The organism is Nocardia sp. NPDC058633 (assembly GCF_042717045.1).
Classification (GTDB): domain Bacteria; phylum Actinomycetota; class Actinomycetes; order Mycobacteriales; family Mycobacteriaceae; genus Nocardia.
In genome coordinates, this window is the sequence record NZ_JBHXRA010000002.1 from 374,744 (window position 1) to 399,040 (window position 24,297).

Below are 24,297 nucleotides of genomic sequence, written 5' to 3' on the forward strand. Positions count from 1 at the left end.
GCACCCTGCGCGCGACCGCCACCGTCCACGACGATCCGGCGGCGGGCACCCGCTGTGGCTTGCGTATTCGGGCGAAGTTGTGTGTTGTTGAGCGGTGACCAACTCTTCCGGAGACGCGTATCCACTCACGGACACGATGACCACCACGACGGCGGTACACGACGGCGTCACGGTGCTGACGGTGACCGGCGAGGTCGACCTGGCGACCGCACCCGCGCTCGATGCCACCATCGAGTCCATCCTGGCCGAGAAACCGGCGACGCTGGTGATCGACCTGACCGCGGTCGGGTTCCTGGCGTCGGCGGGCATGGCGACGCTGGTCGCCGCGCATCAGCGGGCAGGCGAGACCACCTCGATCGCGGTCGTCGCCGACGGGCCCGCCACCAGCCGTCAGCTGAAGATGACGAGCCTGGACCAGGTGTTCGCCATGCACACCACCCTGGACGCCGCGTTGGCGTCGTTCACGTCCTGACGTAGCAGAACGCGCCGCCGACCGGGAAATCCCCGGGCGGCGGCGCGTTCGTCGTTCGGTGGGACGGTGTCGGCGGTTCAGCAGAGCGAGCGCAGCTGCTCGATCAGCTTGACCCGACCGGCGGCGTCCTCGGCGATCGGCGTGACGTTGAGCGTGGTGACGCCCGCCTCGGCCATCGCGGCGATGCGGTCCTTGACGAAGCCCTCCGGGCCGATCAACGACACATCGCGCACCAACTCGTCGGGCACGGCCTGGGTGGCGGCCTGCTTGTCCCCGGCCAGGTACAACTCCTGGATGCGGTCGGCGGCGTCGCCGTAGCCGTACTTGGTGGCGAGCGTGTGATAGAAGTTCTTGCCCTTGGCACCCATGCCGCCGATGTAGAGCGCCAGGTGCGGCTTCACGAATTCGAGCAGCGGGGTGACGTTCTCACCGATCGCCAGCGCCGGGCCCGCGAAGATGTCGAGCTCGCCCAGGGCCGGGTCGCGCTTGGCCTTGCCCGCGGCGAGTGCCTCGCCCCACACGTCGGTCGCCTTCTCCGGCAGGAAGAAGATCGGCTGCCAGCCGTTGGCGACCTCGGCGGCCAGCTCGACGTTCTTGGGACCGAGCGCGGCCAAGAGCACCGGGATGTCTTCGCGCACCGGGTGATTGATCAGCTTGAGCTCTTTGCCGAGGCCGGTGCCGCGGTCGGCGGGCAGCGGGATCTGGTAGTACTTGCCCTGGTAGTTGAGCTTCTCGCGACGCCACACCTTGCGGCAGATCTCGAGCAGTTCGCGGGTACGCCCGATCGGGGCGTCGTAGGGCACGCCGTGGAAACCTTCGATGACCTGGGGGCCCGAGGCGCCGATGCCCAGGATGAAGCGGCCGTCGGAGACGTAGTCCAGGCCCGCCGCGGTCATCGCGGTGAGACTGGGAGTCCGGGTGTAGAGCTGCAGGATGCCCGAGGCCAATTGCACCCGCTCGGTGCGGGCGGCCAGGAAGCCCAGCGCGCTCACCGCGTCGAACGAGTACGCCTCCGGCACGAAGACGATGTCGAGGCCGGCCCGTTCCAGGTCGGCGACCTCGGCCGCCGTCTCCTTGAAACCGCCCGAATAGTTGATGCTCAATCCGATCCGCATGCACCCAACATAGCCTCGGACAACGCGCCGACCCCGACCGGTCGGTCTGTGAGCACAGGCGCTGGTCGAGCGGGGTGCGTGGGCGGGCACGCGGTAGCGTTGGGAGAAGATTCCACGCAGTTCTCGCCGCATCGAAAGGCCACCCCGTCGTGTCGCAGCCCACCGTGTCGCCGCAGCAGATCGCCCCCTCCTTCGGTGCGGTGACCTTGGAGCACTATCTGTCGGAGTTGGCCGCGAAGGTGCCCGCACCCGGTGGCGGCGCCGTGGCCGCGCTGCACGCCGCGCAGGCCGCCGCGCTGGTGGCGATGGTGGCGCGCTACACCACTCGCGCCAAGGACGCGGCGAACCGGCCGGTGATCGACCAGATCATCGTGGCCGCCGACGCCGCCGTGGCCCGCTCGCTCGCCCTCGCCGATGCCGACGCGGCCGCGTTCACCGCCGTCGGCGCGGCCTACAAGCTGCCCAAGGACACCGACGCCGAGCTCTCCGCCCGCACCGCGGCGATCAACGCGGCGCTGGTCGAAGCCGCGCGTGTGCCCGCCGCCGTGGTCGACGAGGCCGACGAAATCCTCTCGCTGGCCGCCGAACTGCTGCCGATCGGCAATCCGAACGTGGTCACCGATATCGGTGCCGCCGCCGACGCCGCCCGCGCCGCGGCGATGAGCTCGCAGCTCAATATCGAGATCAACGTCGGGTCGCTGCCCGCCGAGCTGGGTGACCCGTTCGCCGCCGCCCTGCTGCGTGTGGAGACCATCGCGGCCCGCGCCGACGCCCTGCACGGCGACGTGCTGCACGCCGTACGCGGCTGAGTTCACGGCCCGGGGCCGGTACTGTTCCCGATCTCGAAGTGAGAACGTTTTTTCGGGGTCCCGACCTGCGCGAACGCAAGGCGACACACCGATAGACCCGTTGGCTGTTACCACTTCGATAGGTCGAGTTGATCATCGCGGCCTAGACTTGGATTCCGCCTACGAGTGAGTGAAGGGGTGGCGTTTATGAGGAGCGCATTTCGTTTCCTGTTCGTCGCGATCATGGCGGCAGTACTGGCCGCATCCTGGTCGGGAGCCGCGTCCGCGGACCTGATCGGCGGCCAGCGCACCCAGTACGGCGGCGGCACCTATGCCGAAGCGGACCTGTCGAACCACACGTTCACCGTGCACCACAACGGTGAGGTGCGGGTGATGCCCGCCTCGATGGGCAAACCCGGTTTCGAGACCCCCACCGGCACTTTCAGCGTCCTGGAGAAGGACCGCTCGGTGGTGTTCGACTCGCGCACCATCGGCATCCCGCTGGAAGACCCGGAGGGCTACATCATCGACGGCGAATACGCGGTGCGCCTGACGTGGGGTGGCGTAATGGTGCACTCCGCGCCGTGGTCGGTGGACTCGCAGGGCAACGCCAACGTGAGCCACGGCTGCATCAACCTCGCACCCGACAACGCCGCCTGGTACTACGAGAATGTCGGCATCGGCGATCAGGTGTACGTCCACTGGTAAACATTTTCCCTCGTGGCATTCGGCGAACCCGCCGTCAGGGCAGTATCGTGCCCGTAACGAAATCGTTGCGGGACATACCCTGACGGCGACGAGCCTGATGAAGGTGGGGCGATGGATCGACCGGAAGCGCACAGACCGATCGGGGATCGACAGCACGACCCGGGATCGGCCGGTGCTCCGCTCGCGGCTGTCACCCCGATTCGGCGGTCGCGCGACCTCGGCGCGCCACGGCCTCGTCGACTGAGTGAGCAGCCGGTCAGCGGCGCACGCCACCGGATCGAAGGTGGGCCGACCACACCGGCCGGTATTCCGGTCATTTCGACGGCCTCGATGCGAGACGCCGAGAACGGCAGCGGCCTGGCGGACGCCACCGTCACCGATCGGCTGCCCGTGGTCGGGGGAAAGTTCGATCCTGGTGCAGGCCACGGCATTGCGGACACCGCGTTCTCGATCGAGGACAACGGGCCCGACACCGACGAGCTGCCGATCATCACCTCCCTGCCCCCGGCATGGGCGGTCCTCGAGCATCCCACCCCCGGCTACGCCCCGGCGGGGCCCGCGCATGCGCGTTCCGCGCCCACCGATCGCGACGCGGATGTCGTCCCACCGCGCCCGTCGTCGGGCTACGGCGCCGATACCTTCCCACCGCGACCCGCACCGGATCTCCGCGGCACCGATACCTTCCCGCCGCGTCCCGCGCCGGCGCACCAGGGAGCCGATAGCTTCCTGACGCGCCCTGCGCCGGATCACCACAGTCCGGATGCCTTTCCGCCGCGCTTCGCGTCCGATTCCCGTGATACGGACACCTTCCCCCCGCGCCGCACGCCCGGCTACGGCGACACGGATGCCTTGTCGTCATCCACCGCCGCCGATTCCCGCGATGCGGACAGCGCGCCATCCGGCCCCACACCCGACTACAACGGGGACGACGCGGTCTTCGCGCGCATGATCGACCGTTCCAAGCGACGGCGCGTGCCCCGCTGGGTCGCTCCGCTGGTCGCGTCGGTGGCCGGGGCGGTCCTGCTCGGTGGCACCTACGTCCAATTGCGCGGGCCCGCACCGGCCTCCACGGCGGCGAGTACCCCGCTCGTGCCGAGCTCGGCGAGCCCGGTGACGGCCGCGTGCCCCACCGAACAGATCGGCGCCATGGTGCGCGCCAACAGCGCCGGCGGCACCGAGTCCGGCGTCGCGGCGATCCTGGCCTTCCAACATGCCTATTACGTCGCGCGGTCCGGCGATCAGGCGCGGACCCTCGTGTCCTCCGATGCCGTGGCACCCTCCGCGGCCGCGATCCAGGCCGGAATCGACTCCACGCCGGTGGGCACAACGCACTGTGTCGAAATCAGTCCGGGCGCTTTCGCGGGTCAGTACCTCGTCAAGATCACCGCGTTCCGGCCGGATTCGGCGCCGAGCACCTACACGCCGCAGCTGGTGGAGACCGCCGAGTTCGGCGCCAAGACGTTGATCACGTCGTTCGGGGCGGCCCCGCGCTAGGCCCGCCCGGTCACGGCCCGTGCCCGCATCGGCACGGGCCCAGCCGCGCGCACGTCGTCAGCGACCGGGCGGCCCCGCGGCGCTGTCGCGAAAGGCGTTCAGTCGCGGGCGTTTTCGGCCGCGATGACCACGTGGCGCATGAGCAGCGCGGTGGTCACCGGGCCGACACCACCGGGAACCGGGCTCAGTGCCGCTGCCTTGCCGGTAACCGAGGCGGCGTCGACATCGCCCACGATGCCGCCGTCTTCGGCTTCGTTGGTACCCACGTCGATCACCACGGCGTCGTCCCCGATGTGCTTGCCGGTGACCAGGCCGATGCGGCCCGCGGCGGCGACCACGATGTCGGCGGGAGTGGTGACCGCGGCCAGGTCCGCGGTGCGTGAGTGCGCGACGGTGACGGTCGCGTTCTCGGCGAGCAGCAGCTGCGCGAGGGGCTTGCCGACGATATTGGAGCGGCCCACCACGGTGACGAGGCGGCCCTGCAGCGCGATGCCGTGATGCTTCAGCAACTCGACGACCGCTTCGGACGTGGCGGGGACGAAACCGTCGAGGCCGGAGGCGAGCAGACCGAGCGACAGTGGACTGACGCCGTCGACGTCCTTGGTCGCGGCGATCTCCGAACTCACGTCGTCGAGGTTCACGCCGGCCGGCAGCGGGGTCTGCAGCATGATCGCGTCGGTGGCCGGGTCGGCGCTGCGCGCGCGCAGTTCGGCGCGGATCGTCTCGGCGCTCGCGTCGGCACCGAGATCGACGCGCTCGCAGACGATTCCGAGCCGTTCGGCGGCCTTGCCCAGCGAGTTCACGTACCAGGCGCTCGCTGGGTCGTCGTTGGCGATGATCAGCGCCAGCGTGGGCGGGGTGCCCACGGCGGTGAGCGCGGCCGCGCGCTCCTTCGAGTCGGCGTTGATGGCGGCGGCGAGTTCCTTGCCGGTCAGCGAAGCGGTATCCACGGTGAGTCACCTTATCCGCCGCCGCGCCGACGCCGCGGCGCCGGGCCGCGACGCGCGCAAGCTGGTCGAGGTCCGCCGCGACCCGCACGGGCGGTCGTAGGGTGACGGCAGCTCTGCTCTGCCAGCACGTACCGAACCGTTCGCGGGAAGGGTTGCGACTGTCGTGAAGATCTCGAGGCACTGGAAACACCTGGCCGCCGCCATCGTGGCGACCGCCGCACTGACGGGCACCGCGGTCGGCCCGGCCGCCGCGGAAGCCGATGTGGCGGCGCTCTACAACTCGGCACAGCGCCACTTCACCGACGGTGACGACGCCGCGGGGCGGGCCGACCTGCGCGCCCTCATCGCCGCCGATCCGCACGACGCCGAGGCGCTCGCGCTACAGGCGATCTGGTCGCACTACGCGGGTGACCCGGCCGCGGTCGGCGACGCCCTGACCCGACTCGGCGGGGTCGACGCGGGCATGGCGGCGGGCACCCATCGCGTGCTGCACGCGGTGACCGCCGCCGCCTCGACGCTGCCCAACCCACTGCCCGCGCTCGTGGGCCCGCAGACCGGGATCGTGGTCCTCGGCTACGGACTGTTGCCCGACGGTGCGCTGCGGCCGGAGCTGGAGAACCGGCTCACCGCGGCGTGGTTGCAGGCGGTCGCCGCGCCGTTCTCCCCGGTGATCGTGACCGGCGGCAATCCGCAGAACGGCATCTCCGAAGCCGAGGCGATGCGGCGCTGGCTGCTCGCGCGTGGACTGCCCGGCGATCGGATCCATGTGGAGGATCGCGCCGGATCGACCGTGCAGAACGCCCTGTTCAGCACCCGTATGCTGCGCGATCTCGGTGCGACCAGCGCGGTGGTGGTGACCTCTCCCAACCACATTCGGCGCGCGGTCGCCGACTTCATCGTCGCGGGAACGCATGTGGTCGGGGCGATGACCTCGCTCGAGCAGCTGGTGTCACAGTTGCCCCCGCCCGCGCGCCACGCCCAGCGCGGGATCTATCTCGACGCGACGCGCACGTTCGAACTCGACACTTCCCGCTGAGTCGTCGCGGGCGAGATCTCGACCGGCGGTGAGAATTCGGTTGCCCGGTCGGGAACAATCGGCGCATGAGCGGTTCCGGTTTTCCCGAGGTGGTCGCCACATTGCGGCGCGCGGGTTGTGTGTTCGCCGAGGACGAGGCCACGCTGCTGATCGAGGCGGCGGTCGGCGATCCGCGGCGCCTGGATACGTTGGTGGCGCAGCGGGTTTCGGGGACGCCGCTCGAATATCTGCTCGGCTGGGTGGAATTTCGTGGACTGCGGGTGGGCGTGCGACCGGGTGTTTTCGTGCCGCGGCAGCGCACCACGTTTCTGGTGGATCAGGCGCTCGACGGTGTCGATCCGGGCGCGACGCGCGCCTGTGTGGTCGACCTGTGCTGCGGCTGTGGGGCACTCGGGCTGAGCGCGGCGACCGAGCTCGGCGCGCGGGGGTGCGATGTCGAGCTCGTCGCCGCCGATATCGACCCGGTCGCCGTGGACTGCGCGCGCGAGAATCTCACGCCGCTGAGCGCACCGGTGTTCGGCGGTGACCTGTTCGACGCGCTGCCGGGCGACCTGCGAGGACGCGTCGACATCTTGCTCGCGAACACGCCCTATGTACCTAGTGCCCGGGTCTCGCAACTGCCGCCCGAGGCGCGCGACTACGAGCCGCTGGCCGCACTCGACGGTGGAGTGGACGGGCTCGACGTGTTCCGGCGGGTCGCCGAGGGGGCGCCCGCGTGGCTGGCGCCGGGTGGCCGGGTGCTGGTGGAAACCGGGGCCGGACAGGTCGATACGGCGCGCTCGGTGCTCGCCGCGCAGGGTCTCACGGCGCGTGCGGCGGAATCCGCGCAGCACTACGCCACGGTGGTTGTCGGTACCCGGGATCCGCGCTGATCGCGCGACCACCGGCCGCCGCGCTCGCCGGTCGGGACCGAGCAGCGTTTCCGGTGCATCGAGTCGAGAGGGCAGTCGCTGCCGACCCGCACGCGCCGAAATCCGGCACGAGAAAGCCCCCGTCGAACGATCACACTGTGACCGGTCGACGGGGGCACCCGCACCGAATGCCTACTTGCGTCCGGTGAACTGATCCATCGAGTGGTACACGCCCACCGCGTTCAGGTACAGGTCGCGAATCTTGATCGGCAGCAGACCGGTCAGCGCCCGGTTCATCCGCGAGGTCCACGGCAGCACCACCAGGGCGCCGCCCTTCTTCATCTCCGACCACGAGGTGTCGACGACCTCGTTCTGCTCGAGCATCGGCGTGAAGAGAATGCCCTTCGCGCCGTCGAACATTCCGGTGTTGATGTAGGTCGGGCAGACCGTGGTGACCTTCACGTGCTCGTGGCCCGCCTGCTCGAGCTCGAGGCGCACCGAATCCGACCAGCCCAGCGCCGCCCACTTCGACCCCGCGTACACGGCCATGCGCGGGTTGGCGACCAGGCCCGCCGAGGACGCGATGTTGAGCACCCGCGCCTGGCCCGCGCCGGCCACCATGCCGGGCAGGAACTCCAGGGTGACGTACATCGGGGCCAGCGAGTTGATCGCCATCGTCTTGTCGATGTCGGCGCGGTTCTCGGTTTCCCAGAAGTAGGTGTTGCCGCGCACGATGCCCGCGTTGTTCACCAGGATGTCGATGCCGCCGACCTCCTTGCGCACCGCCTCGCCCGCCTCGCGGATCGAGTCCTGCGACGACACGTCCACCACGTAGTGGTGCACCTTGCCGCCCGCGGCGGTCAGCTGCGCCGCGGTGTCGCGCAGCGCCAGCTCGTTGATATCCCACAGCACCACCGCGTCGGCGCCCTCGGCAACGGCCCGCTCGGCGAACAACTTGCCGAGCCCCATAGCGGCGCCGGTGACCAGGACCCGCTTGCCTGCGACCGTTTCCAACTTCATTTCTCGCTACCTACCCCTGCTCGTGTTCCGCTACTTCTGGCGCAGCGTCTTCATGACACCGAAAACCAGCGTCATCGTCTTGGCCCACATCTGCTCGGACATGCCCGGCAGCGGCGCGATCGGCAGCAACCGCTGCACCGCGATGGTCTGGGTGTCGATGTACTTCAGCAGGCCTTCCGGACCGTGGCGACGCCCCTGGCCCGAGATGCCGAGACCACCCGAGGGCGCGTCGACGCTGCCCCAGGCGGCGCTGAAGCCCTCGTTCACGTTCACCGAACCGGCGTTGATCCGGGCGGCGACCTCCTTGGCGCGGTCCACGTCCCGGCTCCACACGCTGGCGTTGAGGCCGTAGGCGGTGTCGTTGGCTGCCTCGACGGCGGCGTCGTCGGAGTCGACCTTGTACACCGAGACGACCGGGCCGAAGGTCTCCTCGCGGTAGACGGTCATGCCCGGCGCCACATCGGCGAGCACGGTCGGCTCGTAGAAGTAGGGGCCCAGATCCGGACGGGCGCGCCCACCCGCGAGCACCGTGGCGCCCTTGGCGACCGCGTCGTCGACGTGCGCGGTGACGGTGTCGAGCTGGCGCTGGAAGGTCAGCGACCCCATGTCACGGCTGTAGTCGAGTTCGCCGCCCAGCGACATGTTCTTGACATTGCCGACGAATTCGGCGACGAACTGGTCGTAGACCGACGCGTCGACGTAGATGCGTTCCATCGACTCACACAGCTGACCGGCCGACGAGTAGCACGCGCGCACCGCCAGTTTCGCGGCCTTGGAGACATCGGCGTCATCCAGCACGAGCAGCGGGTTCTTGCCGCCGAGCTCGAGGGAGTAGCCGATGAGGCGCTCACCGGCCTGCTGGGCGATGGTGCGGCCGGTGGCGCTGGAACCGGTGTAGTCGACATAGTCGGCGCGCGCGATCACATCGCCGCCGATCTCGCGGCCACGGCCGAGCACGGCCTGCCACAGACCACGCGGCAGCCCGGCGCGCTCGGCGGCGTCGATGGCCCACAGTGCCGACAGCGCTGTCTGGTTGTCGGGGCGCGCGATGACCGCGTTGCCCGCGATCAGGGCGGGCAGCGCGTCGGAGGCGGCCAGCGCGAGGGGGTAGTTCCACGGCGAGATTACCGCCACGACGCCCTTGGGCCGGTTGCGTACCTCGACCGAGGTGAGCACCGGCAGCACGCCGCGGGGCTTGCGCTCGGCGAGCAGCTTGGGTGCCACGGCGGCGTAGTAACGCGCGTTCAGCGCCACGTCGGCGATCTCGTCGAAGGCGTGCGGACGCGACTTGCCGGTCTCGGTCTGCACGATGTCGAGAATGGTGTCCTGCTCGGCCAGGACGATGTCGTGGAAGCGGCGCACGATCTCGGCGCGCTGCTTGACGCCCACCTTGGCCCAGTCGCGCTGCGCGTGCCTGGCGACGGCGAAGGCGCGCTCGATATCGGCGACCGAGGACTGCGGCAGATCGCCGATCTTGTGGCCGGTGGCCGGGGCCAGGATCGCGACCGACGGCGCGCCACCGGCGATCCCGCGCTCGAACAGGGGCTTGACCAGCGCGGCGGGCAGCGCGGTGGGTTCGGCGGTCAGCTCTGGGGCTGTCGTCATTGTCGGCCCTTCTCGTCGACGGTTGATCGCGCGGAACAGGTCGCGCACGTTCAGGCTATTTACTGAACACTAGTGTTAGATTAATGCCAGCGCCCTGGTTCGTGTCAAGCTTTCAGTGCGCGATGACCGGCGGTGAGGGAGGTGCGATGACCGAGGAATCGACGGCGGTACGTCGCGGACGCCCGCCGCAGACCCAGGAGCAGGCCGAGGAAGTCCGCGCCAGAATCGTCGAGGCGACGGCCGCGGTGTTCGCGCGCACTGGGTCGCGCGGGCTGAGCGTCGCCCAGATCATCGAAGAGGCCGGGCTGGCCAGACCCACTTTCTACCGCTATTTCGGCAATGCGTCCGAACCGCTGCACGCGGTGCTCGACGCGTCCAACGACGGTCTCGTCGGCGGCATCCGCGATGCTCTCGCGGGAACCGACGAGCCGGTGCAGCTGGGCATCCGGCTGATCGACGCGTACGTGGACTGGGCGCGCGGGCACGGCCCGATGCTGCGGCCCCTGTTCGCCGAGCTGCACGATCCCGGCTCTGTCGTCTCCGGCTACCGCGAGCGCGCGCTCGACAACATTCGCGAGCTGGTGCGCAAGACGTTCGGCGACCTAGGGCGCCCGGTGCCCGCACCGCTGGACCTGGACGCGGCGCTGCACGTGTGCGAATACGTCGTCTACCGGCTCACCGTGGGCGGCGAGCCCGGTAGCGATCCCGACCCGGCGCTGGCCTCCGAGGCCAGGGTGACCATGATCCGGGTCCTGCTGGTCACCCTCGGCACCCGTGACGATCTCGCCTACGCGATGGAACTCCCCGGCCTGTTCCCCGACCCGTAGCGACTCGGGTCCACGCCGCCCGACCTGCCCCACACAGAATCTTCACATTTGGCGACGCAACCCTCCACACCCGCTCGCTAGGGTCGCACCATGGAAAACAGTGGGGGCGGGACAGGACAGGCGGCACGCCGGATCCTGGTGGTCGACGACGAGGTGACGATCGCCGAGTCGGTGGCCGCCCGATTGCGCGCCGAAGGGTTCACCGTCGAGCTGGCCCACGACGGACCCGCCGCGGTGGCGGCGGCCCTGGCCACAGAGCCCGATCTGGTGGTCCTCGACGTGATGCTGCCGGGGTTCGACGGACTGGAAGTGTGCCGTCGGATTCAAGCCGAGCGCCACGTGCCCGTTCTCATGCTCACCGCGCGCACCGACGAGACCGACCAGCTCATCGGGCTCGGGGTCGGTGCCGACGACTATCTCACCAAGCCGTTCTCGATGCGGGTGCTCGCCGCCCGCGTGCACGCCCTGTTGCGGCGCGTGGACCGGGCCACCGAGCGCGGCGACGACAGCATCGTCGTGGGTGATCTGCGCATAGATCTCGCCGAGCGGCGAGTGTGGCGAGGCGACACCGAAGCACGGCTCACACCCCTGGAATTCGACTTGCTGACCCGCCTCGCGCAACGTCCGCGGGCGGTGCTGGCCAGGGAACGGTTGCTCGAGGACATCTGGGACTGGTCCGACGCGGCGGGGACGCGAGCGGTGGATTCGCATGTGAAGGCGTTGCGGCGCAAGCTCGGTGCCGATCTCATCCGCACCGTGCACGGTGTCGGCTACGCGCTGGACGCCCGATGACCGCGCCGGACCGCACCGCACCGTTCGCGGCGTTGCTGGACCGGATCGCCGACGTGCTACCGCGTCCACTGGATCGGCTGAAGTCGATCAAACTCAAACTGGCCGTGTTGATGTTGTGCTCCGGCGGTGTCGCGTTCGGCTACTTCCGCCTCAAGATCGGCTGGCTGCCGCCGCGCACCACCGTGGCCGCGATCGGGATCGCCCTGCTCACCTCACAGTTCCTCGCCCACGGAATCACCCGGCCGCTGCGCGAGATGACCGCGGCCGCCCGACGAATGGCGCAGGGCGACTACAGCTTTCGCGTGCGGGCCTCCTCACGTGACGAGGTGGGCCAGCTCGCCACCGCGTTCAACCAGATGGCGGCCGACCTGGCCGCCGCCGACCGGCAACGCCGCGACCTGATCGCCAATGTGTCCCACGAGCTGCGCACGCCGGTCACCGCGTTGCACGCCGTCCTGGAAAACCTGGTCGACGGGGTGAGCGAACCCGATCCGGCGACGCTGCGCACCGCCCTGGCGCAGACCGAACGCCTGGGCCTGCTCGTCTCCGAACTGCTCGACCTGTCCAGTATCGAAGCGGGCGCGTTCACCTTGGATCGCGAACACCTGCCGCTGACACCGCTGTTGGCGGAGGTGATCGCCGAAGCGGAGGTGATGACCGCCGCGCTCGGTCGCGGTGTCCGGTTCACGACGTCGATCTCACCTGTCGACGCCACCGTGTTCGCCGACCGGGCTCGCCTACACCAGGTGCTGTTCAACCTGCTCGACAACGCGGCCAGGCACGGACCGTCCGGCGGCGAGGTCCGGGTCTCGGCGTCGCGAAGCCCCGAGGGGACCGTCCTCGAGATCCAGGACGACGGCCCCGGCATCCCGGAAGCCGAGCGCGCCACCGTCTTCGACCGCTTCACCCGCGGCGGTCGCACGGGCGGCGGCGGCACCGGCCTCGGTCTCGCCATCGCCCGCTGGGTGATCGACCTGCACGGCGGCACCATCGCCGTCGCCGACCCCGGCTCCCGTATCCGCGTCGTCCTGCCCACGGACTGACCCCGACATCCCGATCACCATCCCGGCACCGAGGTGCCGGGACGCATCCGCACACCTCCAGGAGGGGAAACCATGCCCGACACATCACTACCCGAGGGATCGACGCCTGATCGCGGCGCCGCCGACAAACACCATGCCCCTGCGCGGGCGGCCGCCGATCAGCCCGGTACCGGCCCGGTGAGTGCCGCGGCCACCGATGTTGCCCCCGAGACCAGCGGCACAGCAAACGATCCGCTGGTAGGTGCGACAGAATCCGGTGCTCGGTCGACAGCAGTCCTCACCAAGAACCCGGCGGCGGCCGACGTGGCCGCGCCGAGCCCGGTCGACACGGTGCCGCCTGCCGCGAGCCGCGCCGTCCGCCGGCCGGATACCACCGATTCGCGAGCAGGCGCATGGCCGAACGCGGTCGCCCTGCCGCCGCCGCTCCCCCCGGTGCCCCCACGCTGGCAGCGGGTAGCCCGCCCGCCCGGCGTCCTTCCCGCCGCCGCACTGGCCGGTGTCGTCGGCGCCACCGTGATCCCGCTCGACCGCCCCGGCATCGGCTGGCTGATCGCGGGTACCGCCGTCACCGGCGCCCTGTGTGTGGTCGACTACCGCGCACGAACCCGCGGTACGTCCGGCAACGACCCCGCGGAATCAGCCGCGCCGTCCGGTACGTCATCCGCCGACACCCCGGTCGCCACGAACCCGTCTACAGCCGACGACGCGGCCGCGGAACCCGCGCAATCAGCGTCTCCCCCGGGCCACGATGCCCTCGCGCCGCATTCGGGTGCGGTCGCGGCGGCCGCCGAATCTTCCGCGACCGGTCACCCAGCGGACCCCGACCTGGACGAAGGCACCGAGTCGGCGAGCGCCGCAGAAGGTCTCGCTGCCGCACGGCCCACCCCCGCAGCGGGTTCGACCGCACCGAAGTCGGCGCTCGCTACCGGAGCAACTGGTGCTGCCGACGCAGCGACTGAGGCTTCGGCATCCGGTGCGCGCACGTCCGACCCCTCCGTGGGATCCGGTGGGACCGGCCTGCCCGCCGACACCTCGGCGAAAGCATCCACCGCCGACCGCAACGAGCCGCCGAAGGACGTTGCCGCCCAGCCTGTTGCGCTCAGGGATCGAGCATGGTTGGCAGCGGCGGCACTGCTGCTGCTCGGCGTGGGGACGGTCCGGGCGGCGGGATGGCTGTTCGTGCTGTGCGTGCTCGCGGCGTGTGTTGCCGGATCGTTGGCGGTGCTGGGACGGCGGAGTACGCGCGGCATCGTGCACGACGTGCTCGCGGTGCCGCTGGCCACGTTCGGCGCTGTGCCGTGGGCATTCTCGGAGCTGCGGGAGTCGCGGTCGGCGGGGACCTCGAGTGTGCGGCGATACGGGATCTCCGTCGCGGCGACAGCGGCGTTGCTGGTGGTGTTCGTGCCGCTGCTGGGCGGGGCGGACGCGACCTTCGCGGGGTTGTTGAACGGTCTCGTTCCTCGGGTGGACGGGCCGGCGGCATGGCAGTGGATCTTCTTGTTCGCGCTGGTCGCGGTGGGAGTGTTGGGTGCGCTGTATCTGCTCGCGGGGCCACCTGCCGGTGCCACGGATTCGGCTCGGCCGCGCCGGCTTTGGTCACGCAGTGAGTGGATGCTGCCGGTCGGGGCGTTGACCGTGTTGTTCGCGGTGTTCGTCGGCGCTCAGTTCGTCGCGCTGTTCGGCGGCGACGATTACGTGCAGCGCACCGCCGGTCTGACCTATGCCGAGTACGCGCGCAGCGGGTTCTGGCAGCTGTCCGCGGTGAGCGTCCTGACGTTGGCCGTGATCCTGGCGGTCCTGCACTGGTCGGCGCGCGACACCGCGGCCGACCGGCGGTCGCTGCGCATCCTGCTGAGCGCGGTGAGTGTGCTGGCACTGGTCATCGTGTGCTCCGCCCTCGGCCGGATGTGGACCTACCAGCAGGCCTACGGGTTCACCGTGCTGCGCCTGCTGGTGACCACGTGCGAGCTCTGGGTCGGCCTCGTCTACGTCCTGGTGCTGATCGCCGTCGCGCGACTGCATGGGACGTGGGTGCCGCGCGCGGCGATCGGCACCGCGCTCGCCACCCTTATCGCCCTGGCTGTGCTCAACCCGGAACACCTTGTCGCCGAGCGCAATATCGACCGATGGCAGACCAGCGGCCGCTTGGACGCGGACTACCTGAGCAACCTCTCCCCCGACATCCTGCCCGCCCTCGACCCGCTGCCCGCACACCTGCGCACCGACATCGAGACCCCGATCCTCGACGACCTCGACGAGGACCACTGGTGGTCCTGGAACTGGTCACGAAGCTCGGCCGGCTGACCGGCGCGGACGCGGTCGCTCATCTCGGGCGACCGCGACCGGTGCGGACCGTCTGTGGTCCATGAACCCGGCCGATAGTCGCGGCAGTGTCCACTACGTTTGTGGCGCAACGGTTCTGGACAGTCCGCTGGCTCGCAGAACACGGCGGCCGATCGCGGCACGAATGGAGTCCTCGGTGCCGATGATCCGGACGTGGGTGCGGGCCCTGGTGATGGCCGTGTAGAGCAGTTCCCTGGTGAGCAGAGTCGACTCGGGTTCGGGGAGAACCACCGAGACGGTGTCGTACTGGCTGCCCTGGCTGCGGTGGATGGTCATGGCGAAAACGGTGACCACGGCCGGGAATTGCGTGGGGTGGACCAGGTAGGGCTCGCTGCCGCGCTGCAGCGCCGCACGCAGCGAACCGTCGGGTCGGCGGATGATGACACCGGTGTCGCCGTTGTAGATCCGGGCTTCGTGATCGTTGGCGGTGACCAGCAGCGGTTGACCGGGATACCAGACCGATTGTGGCCCTTCGGGTCCCGCGCCACCGGCCGCCGCCCACTCGGCCGCCATCCGGTCCCAGCGTTCGACGCCGAAGGGGCCCTGGCGGTGCGCGCAGAGCAGGCGGTGGGATTCCAGCGCGGTGAGTGCGCCGATCGCGTCGCCCGCGTCGGCGGCGGCCGTGACGGCGAGGGCGGCGCTCGTCACGTCCGCCCGCACAGCGCGGACGTCGTCGGGGGCGCACAGCGACACGTCGTCGCCGCCCGCGCGCAGAATGGCCAGCGCCGCATCGGCATCGCCGGCGCGGACCGCCACCGCCAGGTCGGCGATGCGACCACCGAACCGCCTGCCCCTGGTCAACCGGACGATCCCGCCTTGCAAGCGCCGCTGTTCGAGGGCTGTGAGTGAACCCGCCTGCGCCGGATTCGCCGACACTTCAGAGCCTGCCGCATCCCCGGAATCGGTGGACAGGCTCGACCGCGGACCACCGAGATCGAGGCCGAGCACCTCGCGAAGCGCCGGGTTGGGCGCGCCGCTGACCGGCCCGGCGACGAGATCGGCCAGCACCGCACCCGCATCGACCGAGGCGAGCTGGTCGGGGTCGCCGACGAGGACCAGTCGGGTGTCGGGGCGCAGGGCGGAGAAGAGGTGGCTCATCATCGTCAGCGACACCATCGACGTCTCGTCGACCACCACCACGTCGTAGGGCAGACGGTTGTGCTCGTGATGGCGGAACCGGGTGGTGCGGCCACGCTGCCAGCCGAGCAGGCGGTGCAGGGTGGAGGCGGTGAGTTCGGGCAGGCCGAGGACGGCGGCCTGCTCGCGCACCGCTTCCTGCAGGCGGGCGGCGGCTTTGCCGGTGGGGGCGGCGAGGGCTGTCCGCAGGGCGGGCAACTTCGGCGAGGCGGCGCGGTGGGCGGTGAGCAGGGCCAGGATGCGGGCGATGGTGTGGGTTTTGCCGGTACCGGGTCCACCGGCGACCACGGTGGTCCAGTGGGTCGCGGCGAGGGCGGCGGCCAGGCGTTGCCGGTCCGGGCCGTCGCCGAGTGGGTCGGCGAAGAGCCGATCCAGCTGCGCGCGAACGAGTTCGGTGTCGACGACGGGGTGGTCGGTGCTGCGCTCGGTGAGTACGCGCCGCAGGATCTGCTCCTGCTGGTAGTACCGGTCGAGGTAGAGCAGCGCGCCGCCCTCGGCGTCGGCTTCGACGATCCGCAGCGGGCGCAGCGGCCCGGACTGTCCACCGCGGATCAGCGGACTGCGACGCAGCGCCCCCAGTACTCGATCGGTGTCGGGCCACGGCAGGGTCGCCGGGTCGATGCCCGTGGCGCTGTCGCGGGTTTCGTCGGCGTCGATGCCGATCTCGCGCATTCGGGACAGCTCGAGACACACCGAGCCCGAGCGCACCGCGCGCACGGCCAGCGCCGCCGCGAACAGCACGTCCTCGCTGTCCTCACGTCCCATCCGGCCCAACCGCACCGCGACGTGCACGTCCGCCGCGGACAGCACGCCGGCTTCGTTGAACACTCGCAGCAACCCGGTACCCCGCTGCGCCACCTGAATCGATGTCATCGCGGCCCCGCGAGCAGATCCGACAGCGCGACCACGAGTTCCGCCGACGGGTACCAATCGAACACGCCGTGCCCCGGTGGCGTCGACGCGCCGATCATGCCGCGCACGAACAGATACCTGGCGCCACCGAGATGGCGGGCGGGATCGTAGTTCGGCAGTCGCCACCGCAGATAACGATGCAGCGCCACGGCATACAGCAGCGCCTGTAGCGGGTAGTGGGAGCGGATCATCTCCGCGACCATGTGTTCGCGGCGGTAGTGCTCGACGGTGAGGTCGCCGGTGCCGAGCCGGTTGGTCTTGTAGTCGACGATCAGATAGCGGAGCTCGCCCGTGTCGTCGGGCACCCGCAGGACGGCGTCGATGCTGCCGGTGAGATAGCCGCGCAGCACCGTATCGGGCAGCGCGGCAACGTGATCGGCGTACCCGGCCAGGTCGTCGTCGGCGGGCAGGTGGGTGCGCAGCAACGCGGCGACGGCGTGCATCCCGGCCGAGCGCGGACCCGGGGTATCACCACCACCGAGCGGCAGCTCGAATTCCAGTTCGTTGAGCCGGTCGCGGGTCGCGATCGCGGCCAGGGAACCGAAATCGGCGGGGGTGCGCAGAACTTCGAGCAGCGCGGTCGAGAGCAGGTCGACGTCGAGCTCGGCCATCGTGTGCTCGACCGCCTCGACACACCGTCGGCGCACCTCGGCGGCGAGGTCGGGCACCGAGGTGTCGACCGTTTCGAGGACGCCGTGGACCAGTGTGCCGAACTCGGCGCCGTAGGGCAGCCCGTTCATCAACGACGGCGCGCCGGTGCTGCCGGTCAGTGCGTCGACCGGCGCCTCGGTCGGCTCGTCGTCCGGACCCGGCCCGTCCTCGGGTTCGGAGTCGCGCACGCCCGGGGCGTCGTGCGCACCCGCGGTGAGCGCCGAATACGACGTCCGCCGCCAGTGCTGGTCGAGTGTGCGGGTGAACCCGGCGGCCGCCAGCTCACCGGTCGGCAGTTCGGTGCGTACCCGCCGGGGCGCCACGTCCTCGGGGCGATCGACCACGGTCACCGAGATCACGTCCGAGGCAGACGCTGCCCACTCGGAGATCCGTTGCGCCGCAGCGGTGTCGGCGGGAATCTCGGCGCGACGCGGTACCTGCGCCGAACCCGGCCGTCTGCCCAGCATCATCCGGTGCAGCGGTGCGGCGCCGGTGGTCACCGCGGGCGCCCACCAGGCCACGACCTGGCACATCGCCCGGGTCAGCGCCACATACAGCAGCCGCAGCTCCTCGCCCGATTCCTCGGCCTCACAGCGCAATTGGCGCTCTCCGTACCCGGGGGCCTCCTTGCCGCCGATATCGAGAACCCTGGTGCCGTCGTCGTCGTGGAACAGCAGCGTCGCCGGATACGGATTCTTGGCGCTGTCCCAGGTGAAAGGCAGGTAGACGATGGGGAATTCGAGACCTTTGCTGGCGTGCACGGTGGCAATCTGCACGGCAGCCGCGTCCCGATCGAGCCTGCGGCTGCGGCCGCTGATGCTGCCCGCTTCCGGCTCGCGCACGCGGTCGGCGAGCCAGCGGGTGAGCGCGGTCAGTCCCAGCCCCTCCGCCAGTGCGATCTCGTCGAGCAGCTGCGCGATGTGGCGCAGGTCGGTGAGTTCGCGTTCGCCGTTGTCCACCGCGAGCAGGCGCGGCGCGAGATCGGTTTCGGTGGCGAGCTTGTCGAACACGGCGGCGAATCCGGCGCGGGTGAACAATCGCGCGGCGTCGCGCAACTGGGTGGAGACCCGGCCGACGAGATCCGCGCCGCCCGCGTCGATGTCGGCGACGGTGACGCCGAGGATCGGGGTGCACGCCGCCAGCCGCACCCGGTCGCCGCGATGCGGCTGTTCCAGCGCGCGCAACACCCACAGCCAGTCGGTGGCGGCGGGTGTCGCGAACACGCTCGTGCCACCGGCGAGGACGGAGGCGACCCCCACCCGGTCCAACGCCGCACGCACCACGTCGATCTGGGATCTGGTGCGTACCAGCACCGCGACATCGCCGGGCCCGATCGGCCTGCGCACCCGGCCGTCGCCGACCTCGCGCAGCGAATGATCGCCGCCGCGAACGGGTTTGGCGTCGATGGTGGTCCCGGATTCGAGCAGGGTGACGATGTCGGCGGCCAGGTCGTCGGCCACCTTGGCCCGCTGCCTGCCGACCGACGGGAACCCCGACCGATTGCGCGGACCCGCCCCGGTGCGCGGCAGCACCCGCAGTCGCAGCGCGGTGGTGGCGTCCGGTTCCCCGTGCAGGCTGGTCGACGGCCGCGTCGGGGTGACCGGGTACACGCTGATCTCGGGGTGCCCCAATTCCGCACCGCCGCACAGGTGATCGACGGCACGCAGCAGTCCGGCGTCGCTGCGCCAGTTGCGGGTGAGCTCACTGCGTCGATCCGCCAGCGCCACGGCGTCGAGGTAGCTGAGCACTTCGGCGCCACGGAAGGCGTAGATGGCCTGTTTCGGGTCGCCGACCAGTACGAGGGTGGCATGCCGGTGGAAGGCCGAGCGCAGGATGTCCCACTGCAGCGGATCGGTGTCCTGGAACTCGTCGACCAGCGCGACCCGATACCGCTGCCGGATCCGGGCGCAGGCGCGTGGCCCGTGTTCGGGGTCGGCCAGCACGTCGTGCAGCAGCACCAGCAGATCGTCGAAGTCACGCAGTCCGGCACGGCGCTTGCGGCGTTCGGTCTCGGCGCGTACCGCGCTCGCGAAGGCGACGCGCTCGCCCGCCGCTCCGTCGGTGCGCGGCGCGAGGTCGGCGTGCCGGTCGTGGACCGCCGCCAGTGCCAGGGTGCGGGCCTCGCGCAGCGTGAAGGGGGCGCGGTCGCGGGCGTAGCGGGCCAGATACAGGTCGTCGGCGACGGTGGCGACGAGTTCGTCCACCGATTCGACCAGGCGGGCGCCCGGATCGTGTTCACCGGCGAGGCCGAGTTCGTCGAGCATTCGCTGGCAGAACGAGTGGGTGGTGGCAATGGTGCCGGCGTCGAAATCGGCCAGGGCGGTGAGCAATCGATGCCTGCGCAGGCGCACGGTCGCGGGGTGGGTGTCGGCCAGCGCGCGGACCAGTTCGTCCTGGTGATGCCGCGCGGTGTCGGGCTCGGCCAGCGCGGTCGCCACCGTCACGAAACGATCCCTGGTGCGTTCGCGCAGTTCCTGGGTGGCGGCGCGGCTGAATGTGACCAGGAGCAGTTCGGTGATCGCGATGCCGGCCTCGGCGACATAGCGGACCGCGAGCCCGACGATCGCGTGCGTTTTGCCGGTGCCCGCGCTGGCCTCCAGCACGGTGGTGCCCTCGGGCAGCGGGCCGGTGGCGTCGAAAGCGGTCGGCGCCGAGACGGTTCCGGTCACGGCTGTCCCTGACTCTCGGCGGCGAGCAGCGGCGCCCACCAGCGGCGCGCGAGAGCACCGAAGTGGGTACTCTCCGGCTCGCCGGGGCGGCAGGGTTCGGTGGCGAGACGGTCGAATCGGGGTGCGCGGCCCCAGACGTAGCGCAGGTAGCGGTCGGTGTGGTCACCGAATTTGTCGGGCCCGTTGGGGCCGCCGTCGAAAGCGTGTTCGGCGGCGAGCAGGGCATCGGCGACGCTGTCACCGCGGAAACGGCGCTCGGCGTACGCGGCGGTGGCGGCGGGCGCGCAGGGCAGCGGTTCGCACAGTCCTTCGTCGCGCAGTCGGACCAGATCACGCAGGATCGCCAGTGCGGCAGGCGCTTCGGGTGCGGTGATCACCGATCGGGCCACCGGTCGGCTACGGAATTGGCCTCGTCCGGTACTGACCGCCTGCCAGGAGCGGTCTTCGGTGGCGGCGAGAGCGAGCAGCGAAACCCAGGACGCGAGTCGGTGTTTGGGCGCCAGACGCGAATAGGTGGTGCGCACCAACGTCTCACCGCGGACCTCGGGCACAGTGCCCGCGAGAGTGCGGCCGTTGCCGAGGTCGATGCCGATGTCGACCGCGCGCGCGGGCGCCTCGTAGTCGGGCAGCGCGGTACGGACGAGGGTATCGACCGTGCCTTCCACTTCGTCGAGGACCTTGGCGCCGAAACCGAAGGGGGGCAACGTTCCCCGACGCCATTCGGCGGCGCGCAGTCCGGCCGGGTCGGCGCCGGTGAGGCGGGCGGTCAGCATTCGCTCGCCGAGGTCCCACTTCGCCAGTCCGTCGAGTTCGATCGGGAGCTGATCGGCGATGTCCTCGGATTCTTCGGGCACCCGCAGGCCGAGCCGCTGCCACAGAAACGCGCGCACCGGATGTTCGGCGAACGAGATCAGTTCCGCCAGTGCGACATCCGCCGCCGGCGCGGGCGGCAGCGCAGCGGTGAGCAGCGGTGACCGCGGTCGTGACGGGCGGGCCGCGGCACGCGCACCGGCCAGGGCGACCGCGTCGAAGCTGCGCGGGTTCTCGGGGGCGAAGTTGCGGCGGTCGAAGGACTGGAGGGGGTGGCGGATACGAACGGCGTCCATCGCCGCCGGCCCCACCTGGGTGGCGAGCACGTCGAGCAACTCGGCGACCGGAACCGCGGGCGGACGGGCGGCGCCGGTCACCGGGTCGGCGCCGGAGTGCAGCACCAGCAGTTTGTCTCCTGCCGCCATCACCGCGTCCAGCAGCAGTTGCCGGTCTTCGCTGCGGGCGTCGCGTTCGCCGACGAGCGGGTCGCGGGCCAGCAGGTCGTCACCGTCGACACTGCCCGGGCGGGGGAAGACGTCGTCGTCGAGGCCGAGCAGGACCACCACCCGGTGCGGCACCGAACGCATCGGGACCAGGGTGCACACGGTGAGTTCGCCGGTGCGGAAGTTCGCGCGGCCCGGGCCGCCCGCCAGCCGGCCGGTCAGCAGGACCGACACGTCGGCCAGACGCAGCGGGGTCGCGCCCGCGTGTTCGGTCGCGGCGACGATCTCGCGGCGCGCTTCGGTGCGGATCCACGACTGCGAGTCGGGCACATCGGTGAGCAGTTCGACGGCCCGCAGCAGCACGGCGGTCCAGTCGGCGGCGGGCCGCGGGCCGCGCAGGTCGCGCAGGCAGACCGCGAGCCGGTCGATGAACTCGGCGAAGCGACCTGCGAGGTCGACGTCGTTGGAGTCGACATCGTCGAGGGGCAACGCCAGATCCAGCCAGTCGTCCCCGGATTCGTCGGCCGTGACGCCGAGCAGAATGCGGTCCACCGCGGCATTGAGGGTGTTCTGGGCGAAATCGGCCAGCCCGAACGCCTCGCGTTGACGCTGCCCGATCCCCCACCGCGCGCCCGACTCGGCGGCCCACTCGCGGAGCCGTTCGATGTCGTCATCGTCGAAACCGCAACGGCGGCGCACGGTTTCACTCGCCGCCAGGTCGAGCACCTGCGTCACCGTGACGCGACCGTCGGCCAGTTCGAGCAGTTCGATCACCACCGCCAGCATCGGGTTGGTCACCGCCCGCCCGCGATCGGCGAGCCGCACCCGCAGCTGATGCGCCGGATGTTCGCCTTCGTCGGGTAGGTCGACACCGGACCCACGCTGCCCGAACGCCGCCCGCACCAGCGGTGCGAACGCCTCTACATCCGGGCACATGATCAGCACGTCGCGCGGTTCGAGGGTCGGGTCCGCCGCGAAGGTCGTCAGCAGCAGATCCCGCAGCACCTCGACCTGCCGGGCCGAACCGTGACACGCGTGTATCTCGACACTGCCGTCCGGGACCGCGCCCTTCTCCGGAACACGGTCGGCACGGATGGCGGTCTGCAGCGCACCGAGCAGGGACCGGGCGGTGGTCTCGCCGGGCAGGTGCACGTCGCTGTCCAGCACCGGCTCGAGGCGTTGTTGCAGTTCCCGGACATCCCTGGCCAGCCCGGACAGCAGTGGGTGGGAGACGAGATCGGCGGTGTGGTCCGCGGCGCGCGGTCGAATCGGCGCGATCGGGGACAGCGCGTCCGCGGCGCCGAGATCAGCTAGGCCCGCCGCCGTGTCCGCCGCGGCGGTCTCGCCGGGCAGGACGGCGCCGCCGCCGCCGAGCGCGATCCACATGCTCGGGCTCGGATGCGACAACCAGAGATGGACGTCGCGGTGGGCAGCGAGCGCGGTGACGACGGCCAACTGATCGGCGGGCAGGCGGGTGAGGCCGAACAGCGACACCCGCTCGGGCAGCTCGACCGCATCGGGTCGGGCGCGCAGGTGGGCGCACGCGTCGGCGAGCCGTTCCGCGGGGCTCGGCGACCCCACCGCCGCGCGCAGGGCTCGCCACAACCGCGGTTGCCACCCGAGGTCGTCGGGCACCGGCCCGCCCGCGCCGTCGGTGTCCGCGCCCGCGACCCAATCGAGCAGCACCTGCGGGCGTTGCGCGGCGTAGGAGTCGAAGAGCGCGACGAGATGGGCGGCGGTCGCGTAGCGCCTGCCGAGGCGGTGGTCGGTGCCGGGAAGGCCGAGATGGCGCGCGAGGACCGCGGCCCACGGCTGGTCGGCGACCTCGTCGATCACCCGCACCAGCGTCCACACCAGGCGTTGACCGCTCCACGGATCGTCGGCGGGCGCGACCCCGCTCGCCCCGGCCAGCACCTCGGCAACGAGTGCGGCGGGCGCCGGGAACACGATGTTCGCGGCCACCCCGTCACCGACCGTCCGGGAATCCGCCACCGTGGCGTCGGCGATGCCACCTCGAACCCCCACACCGAGCACGCCCGACAGCCGTTGCGCCAACCAGCGCTCCACCCCCTTGGCCGGCACCGCGACCACGTCGGAGACGAAAGGATCGGCGGGCACTTCCCCCAGTAGACGCCCCAGTCCATCGGCCAGCGCGTCGGCGCGTTCGGCGCGATGGAGGTGCAACGGCATCCGTTGTTTATACGCCCAGCGACCTACCCGCAATTGCGCGGCCCCGCCACTACCACTGGACCGGGTTAGTGAGATACGCCACACCGCACAGTGTCGCGGCCATGCCTGCGCGACCCCCTGCGCCGACCGTGGGATCGTGGCGGTTCGGGTGGGACAGTACGGCCGCGGGCGAAAGGCTGGTTTCGTTTCATGATCGCGCAGGTGTATCCCCTGGTTCCCGATGGCGGCTTCATCGTCCGCCGCGTGGGCGCACGCTGGGAGCTGATCAATTCCCGACGCTACGGGCCTGATCAGATACTGCACGCGTGGCCGCTGGACCGGCACGGCGAAGCGTTCGAGCACTGCCACCGCCTCAACGGCTGCACCATCGCCACACCGCACGCCGCGCACCACTGAACGCAATTCCCGTGTGCCGCAACAGCGCTGTCGTCGGGGGTCGGA

The 24,297-nt window shown here is 70.7% G+C and carries 17 protein-coding genes and 1 pseudogene; 11 read left to right on the top strand and 7 right to left on the bottom strand.

Annotated elements, in window-relative coordinates:
• Nucleotides 1–136: 136 nt before the first annotated feature.
• Nucleotides 137–472 carry an STAS domain-containing protein gene (locus tag ACFWUR_RS03855; protein WP_378901388.1) on the top strand — a complete coding sequence of 112 codons (336 nt, stop codon included), beginning with the start codon at nucleotides 137–139 and terminating at the stop codon, nucleotides 470–472.
• A gap of 77 nt (nucleotides 473–549) precedes the next feature.
• Here ACFWUR_RS03855 and ACFWUR_RS03860 read toward each other — a convergent pair whose 3' ends face one another.
• Entirely contained in the window at nucleotides 550–1,587 is a 1,038-nt protein-coding gene (locus ACFWUR_RS03860) for an LLM class F420-dependent oxidoreductase (RefSeq protein ID WP_378901390.1), read from the bottom strand.
• Nucleotides 1,588–1,736: 149 nt separating this feature from the next.
• Here ACFWUR_RS03860 and ACFWUR_RS03865 point away from each other — a divergent pair, with 149 nt between their 5' ends.
• From ACFWUR_RS03865 to ACFWUR_RS03875, 3 genes and pseudogenes are all read left to right on the top strand, one after another.
• Complete coding sequence (locus ACFWUR_RS03865) at nucleotides 1,737–2,396, top strand: cyclodeaminase/cyclohydrolase family protein (protein ID WP_378901392.1); 660 nt, start codon at nucleotides 1,737–1,739, stop codon at nucleotides 2,394–2,396.
• A gap of 309 nt (nucleotides 2,397–2,705) precedes the next feature.
• Nucleotides 2,706–3,083, top strand: a pseudogene (locus ACFWUR_RS03870) (L,D-transpeptidase); the annotation flags it as partial.
• A gap of 330 nt (nucleotides 3,084–3,413) precedes the next feature.
• Nucleotides 3,414–4,577, top strand: a complete 1,164-nt coding sequence (locus tag ACFWUR_RS03875) for a hypothetical protein (RefSeq protein ID WP_378901394.1) — start codon at nucleotides 3,414–3,416, stop codon at nucleotides 4,575–4,577.
• Between the two features lie 98 nt (nucleotides 4,578–4,675).
• Here ACFWUR_RS03875 and ACFWUR_RS03880 read toward each other — a convergent pair whose 3' ends face one another.
• Nucleotides 4,676–5,527, bottom strand: a complete 852-nt coding sequence (locus tag ACFWUR_RS03880; protein WP_378901396.1) for a bifunctional 5,10-methylenetetrahydrofolate dehydrogenase/5,10-methenyltetrahydrofolate cyclohydrolase — start codon at nucleotides 5,525–5,527, stop codon at nucleotides 4,676–4,678.
• 163 nt (nucleotides 5,528–5,690) lie between these two features.
• On the opposite strand from ACFWUR_RS03880, the gene ACFWUR_RS03885 reads away from it, so the two are divergent.
• Complete coding sequence (locus tag ACFWUR_RS03885; RefSeq protein ID WP_378901398.1) at nucleotides 5,691–6,563, top strand: YdcF family protein; 873 nt, start codon at nucleotides 5,691–5,693, stop codon at nucleotides 6,561–6,563.
• 65 nt (nucleotides 6,564–6,628) lie between these two features.
• Complete coding sequence (locus ACFWUR_RS03890; protein ID WP_378901400.1) at nucleotides 6,629–7,435, top strand: putative protein N(5)-glutamine methyltransferase; 807 nt, start codon at nucleotides 6,629–6,631, stop codon at nucleotides 7,433–7,435.
• Between the two features lie 171 nt (nucleotides 7,436–7,606).
• Here the strand turns inward: ACFWUR_RS03890 and ACFWUR_RS03895 are convergent, their stop codons facing one another.
• Both ACFWUR_RS03895 and ACFWUR_RS03900 read right to left on the bottom strand, forming a co-directional pair.
• Nucleotides 7,607–8,434 carry an SDR family NAD(P)-dependent oxidoreductase gene (locus ACFWUR_RS03895; RefSeq protein WP_378901403.1) on the bottom strand — a complete coding sequence of 276 codons (828 nt, stop codon included), beginning with the start codon at nucleotides 8,432–8,434 and terminating at the stop codon, nucleotides 7,607–7,609.
• 30 nt (nucleotides 8,435–8,464) lie between these two features.
• Nucleotides 8,465–10,039, bottom strand: a complete 1,575-nt coding sequence (locus tag ACFWUR_RS03900) for a succinic semialdehyde dehydrogenase (RefSeq protein WP_378901406.1) — start codon at nucleotides 10,037–10,039, stop codon at nucleotides 8,465–8,467.
• Between the two features lie 146 nt (nucleotides 10,040–10,185).
• On the opposite strand from ACFWUR_RS03900, the gene ACFWUR_RS03905 reads away from it, so the two are divergent.
• The 4 genes from ACFWUR_RS03905 to ACFWUR_RS03920 all read left to right on the top strand — a co-directional run bounded on the left by ACFWUR_RS03905 (nucleotide 10,186) and on the right by ACFWUR_RS03920 (nucleotide 15,005).
• Entirely contained in the window at nucleotides 10,186–10,866 is a 681-nt protein-coding gene (locus ACFWUR_RS03905; RefSeq protein WP_378901408.1) for a TetR/AcrR family transcriptional regulator, read from the top strand.
• A gap of 90 nt (nucleotides 10,867–10,956) precedes the next feature.
• Nucleotides 10,957–11,658, top strand: a complete 702-nt coding sequence (locus ACFWUR_RS03910; protein ID WP_378901410.1) for a response regulator — start codon at nucleotides 10,957–10,959, stop codon at nucleotides 11,656–11,658.
• Between the two features lie 35 nt (nucleotides 11,659–11,693).
• The gene (locus ACFWUR_RS03915; protein ID WP_378901587.1) at nucleotides 11,694–12,701 is read left to right on the top strand and encodes an ATP-binding protein; all 1,008 of its coding nucleotides are present in this window, start codon (nucleotides 11,694–11,696) and stop codon (nucleotides 12,699–12,701) included.
• Nucleotides 12,702–12,773: 72 nt separating this feature from the next.
• Entirely contained in the window at nucleotides 12,774–15,005 is a 2,232-nt protein-coding gene (locus tag ACFWUR_RS03920) for a DUF4153 domain-containing protein (RefSeq protein ID WP_378901413.1), read from the top strand.
• Nucleotides 15,006–15,098: 93 nt separating this feature from the next.
• Here the strand turns inward: ACFWUR_RS03920 and recD are convergent, their stop codons facing one another.
• From recD to recC, 3 genes are read right to left on the bottom strand one after another with little or no spacing between them, the layout of a single operon-like run.
• Nucleotides 15,099–17,054, bottom strand: a complete 1,956-nt coding sequence (gene recD / locus ACFWUR_RS03925) for an exodeoxyribonuclease V subunit alpha (RefSeq protein ID WP_378901416.1) — start codon at nucleotides 17,052–17,054, stop codon at nucleotides 15,099–15,101.
• Nucleotides 17,051–20,413 carry a UvrD-helicase domain-containing protein gene (locus ACFWUR_RS03930; RefSeq protein WP_378901419.1) on the bottom strand — a complete coding sequence of 1,121 codons (3,363 nt, stop codon included), beginning with the start codon at nucleotides 20,411–20,413 and terminating at the stop codon, nucleotides 17,051–17,053. The genes recD and ACFWUR_RS03930 overlap by 4 nt, the downstream gene beginning before the upstream one ends.
• Nucleotides 20,410–23,856 (bottom strand): exodeoxyribonuclease V subunit gamma, encoded by a 3,447-nt coding sequence (gene recC / locus ACFWUR_RS03935; protein WP_378901421.1) that lies wholly within the window; start codon nucleotides 23,854–23,856, stop codon nucleotides 20,410–20,412. The genes ACFWUR_RS03930 and recC overlap by 4 nt, the downstream gene beginning before the upstream one ends.
• A gap of 189 nt (nucleotides 23,857–24,045) precedes the next feature.
• Between recC and ACFWUR_RS03940 the strand changes: the two genes are divergently transcribed.
• Complete coding sequence (locus ACFWUR_RS03940; RefSeq protein ID WP_378901423.1) at nucleotides 24,046–24,252, top strand: hypothetical protein; 207 nt, start codon at nucleotides 24,046–24,048, stop codon at nucleotides 24,250–24,252.
• Nucleotides 24,253–24,297: the final 45 nt, after the last annotated feature.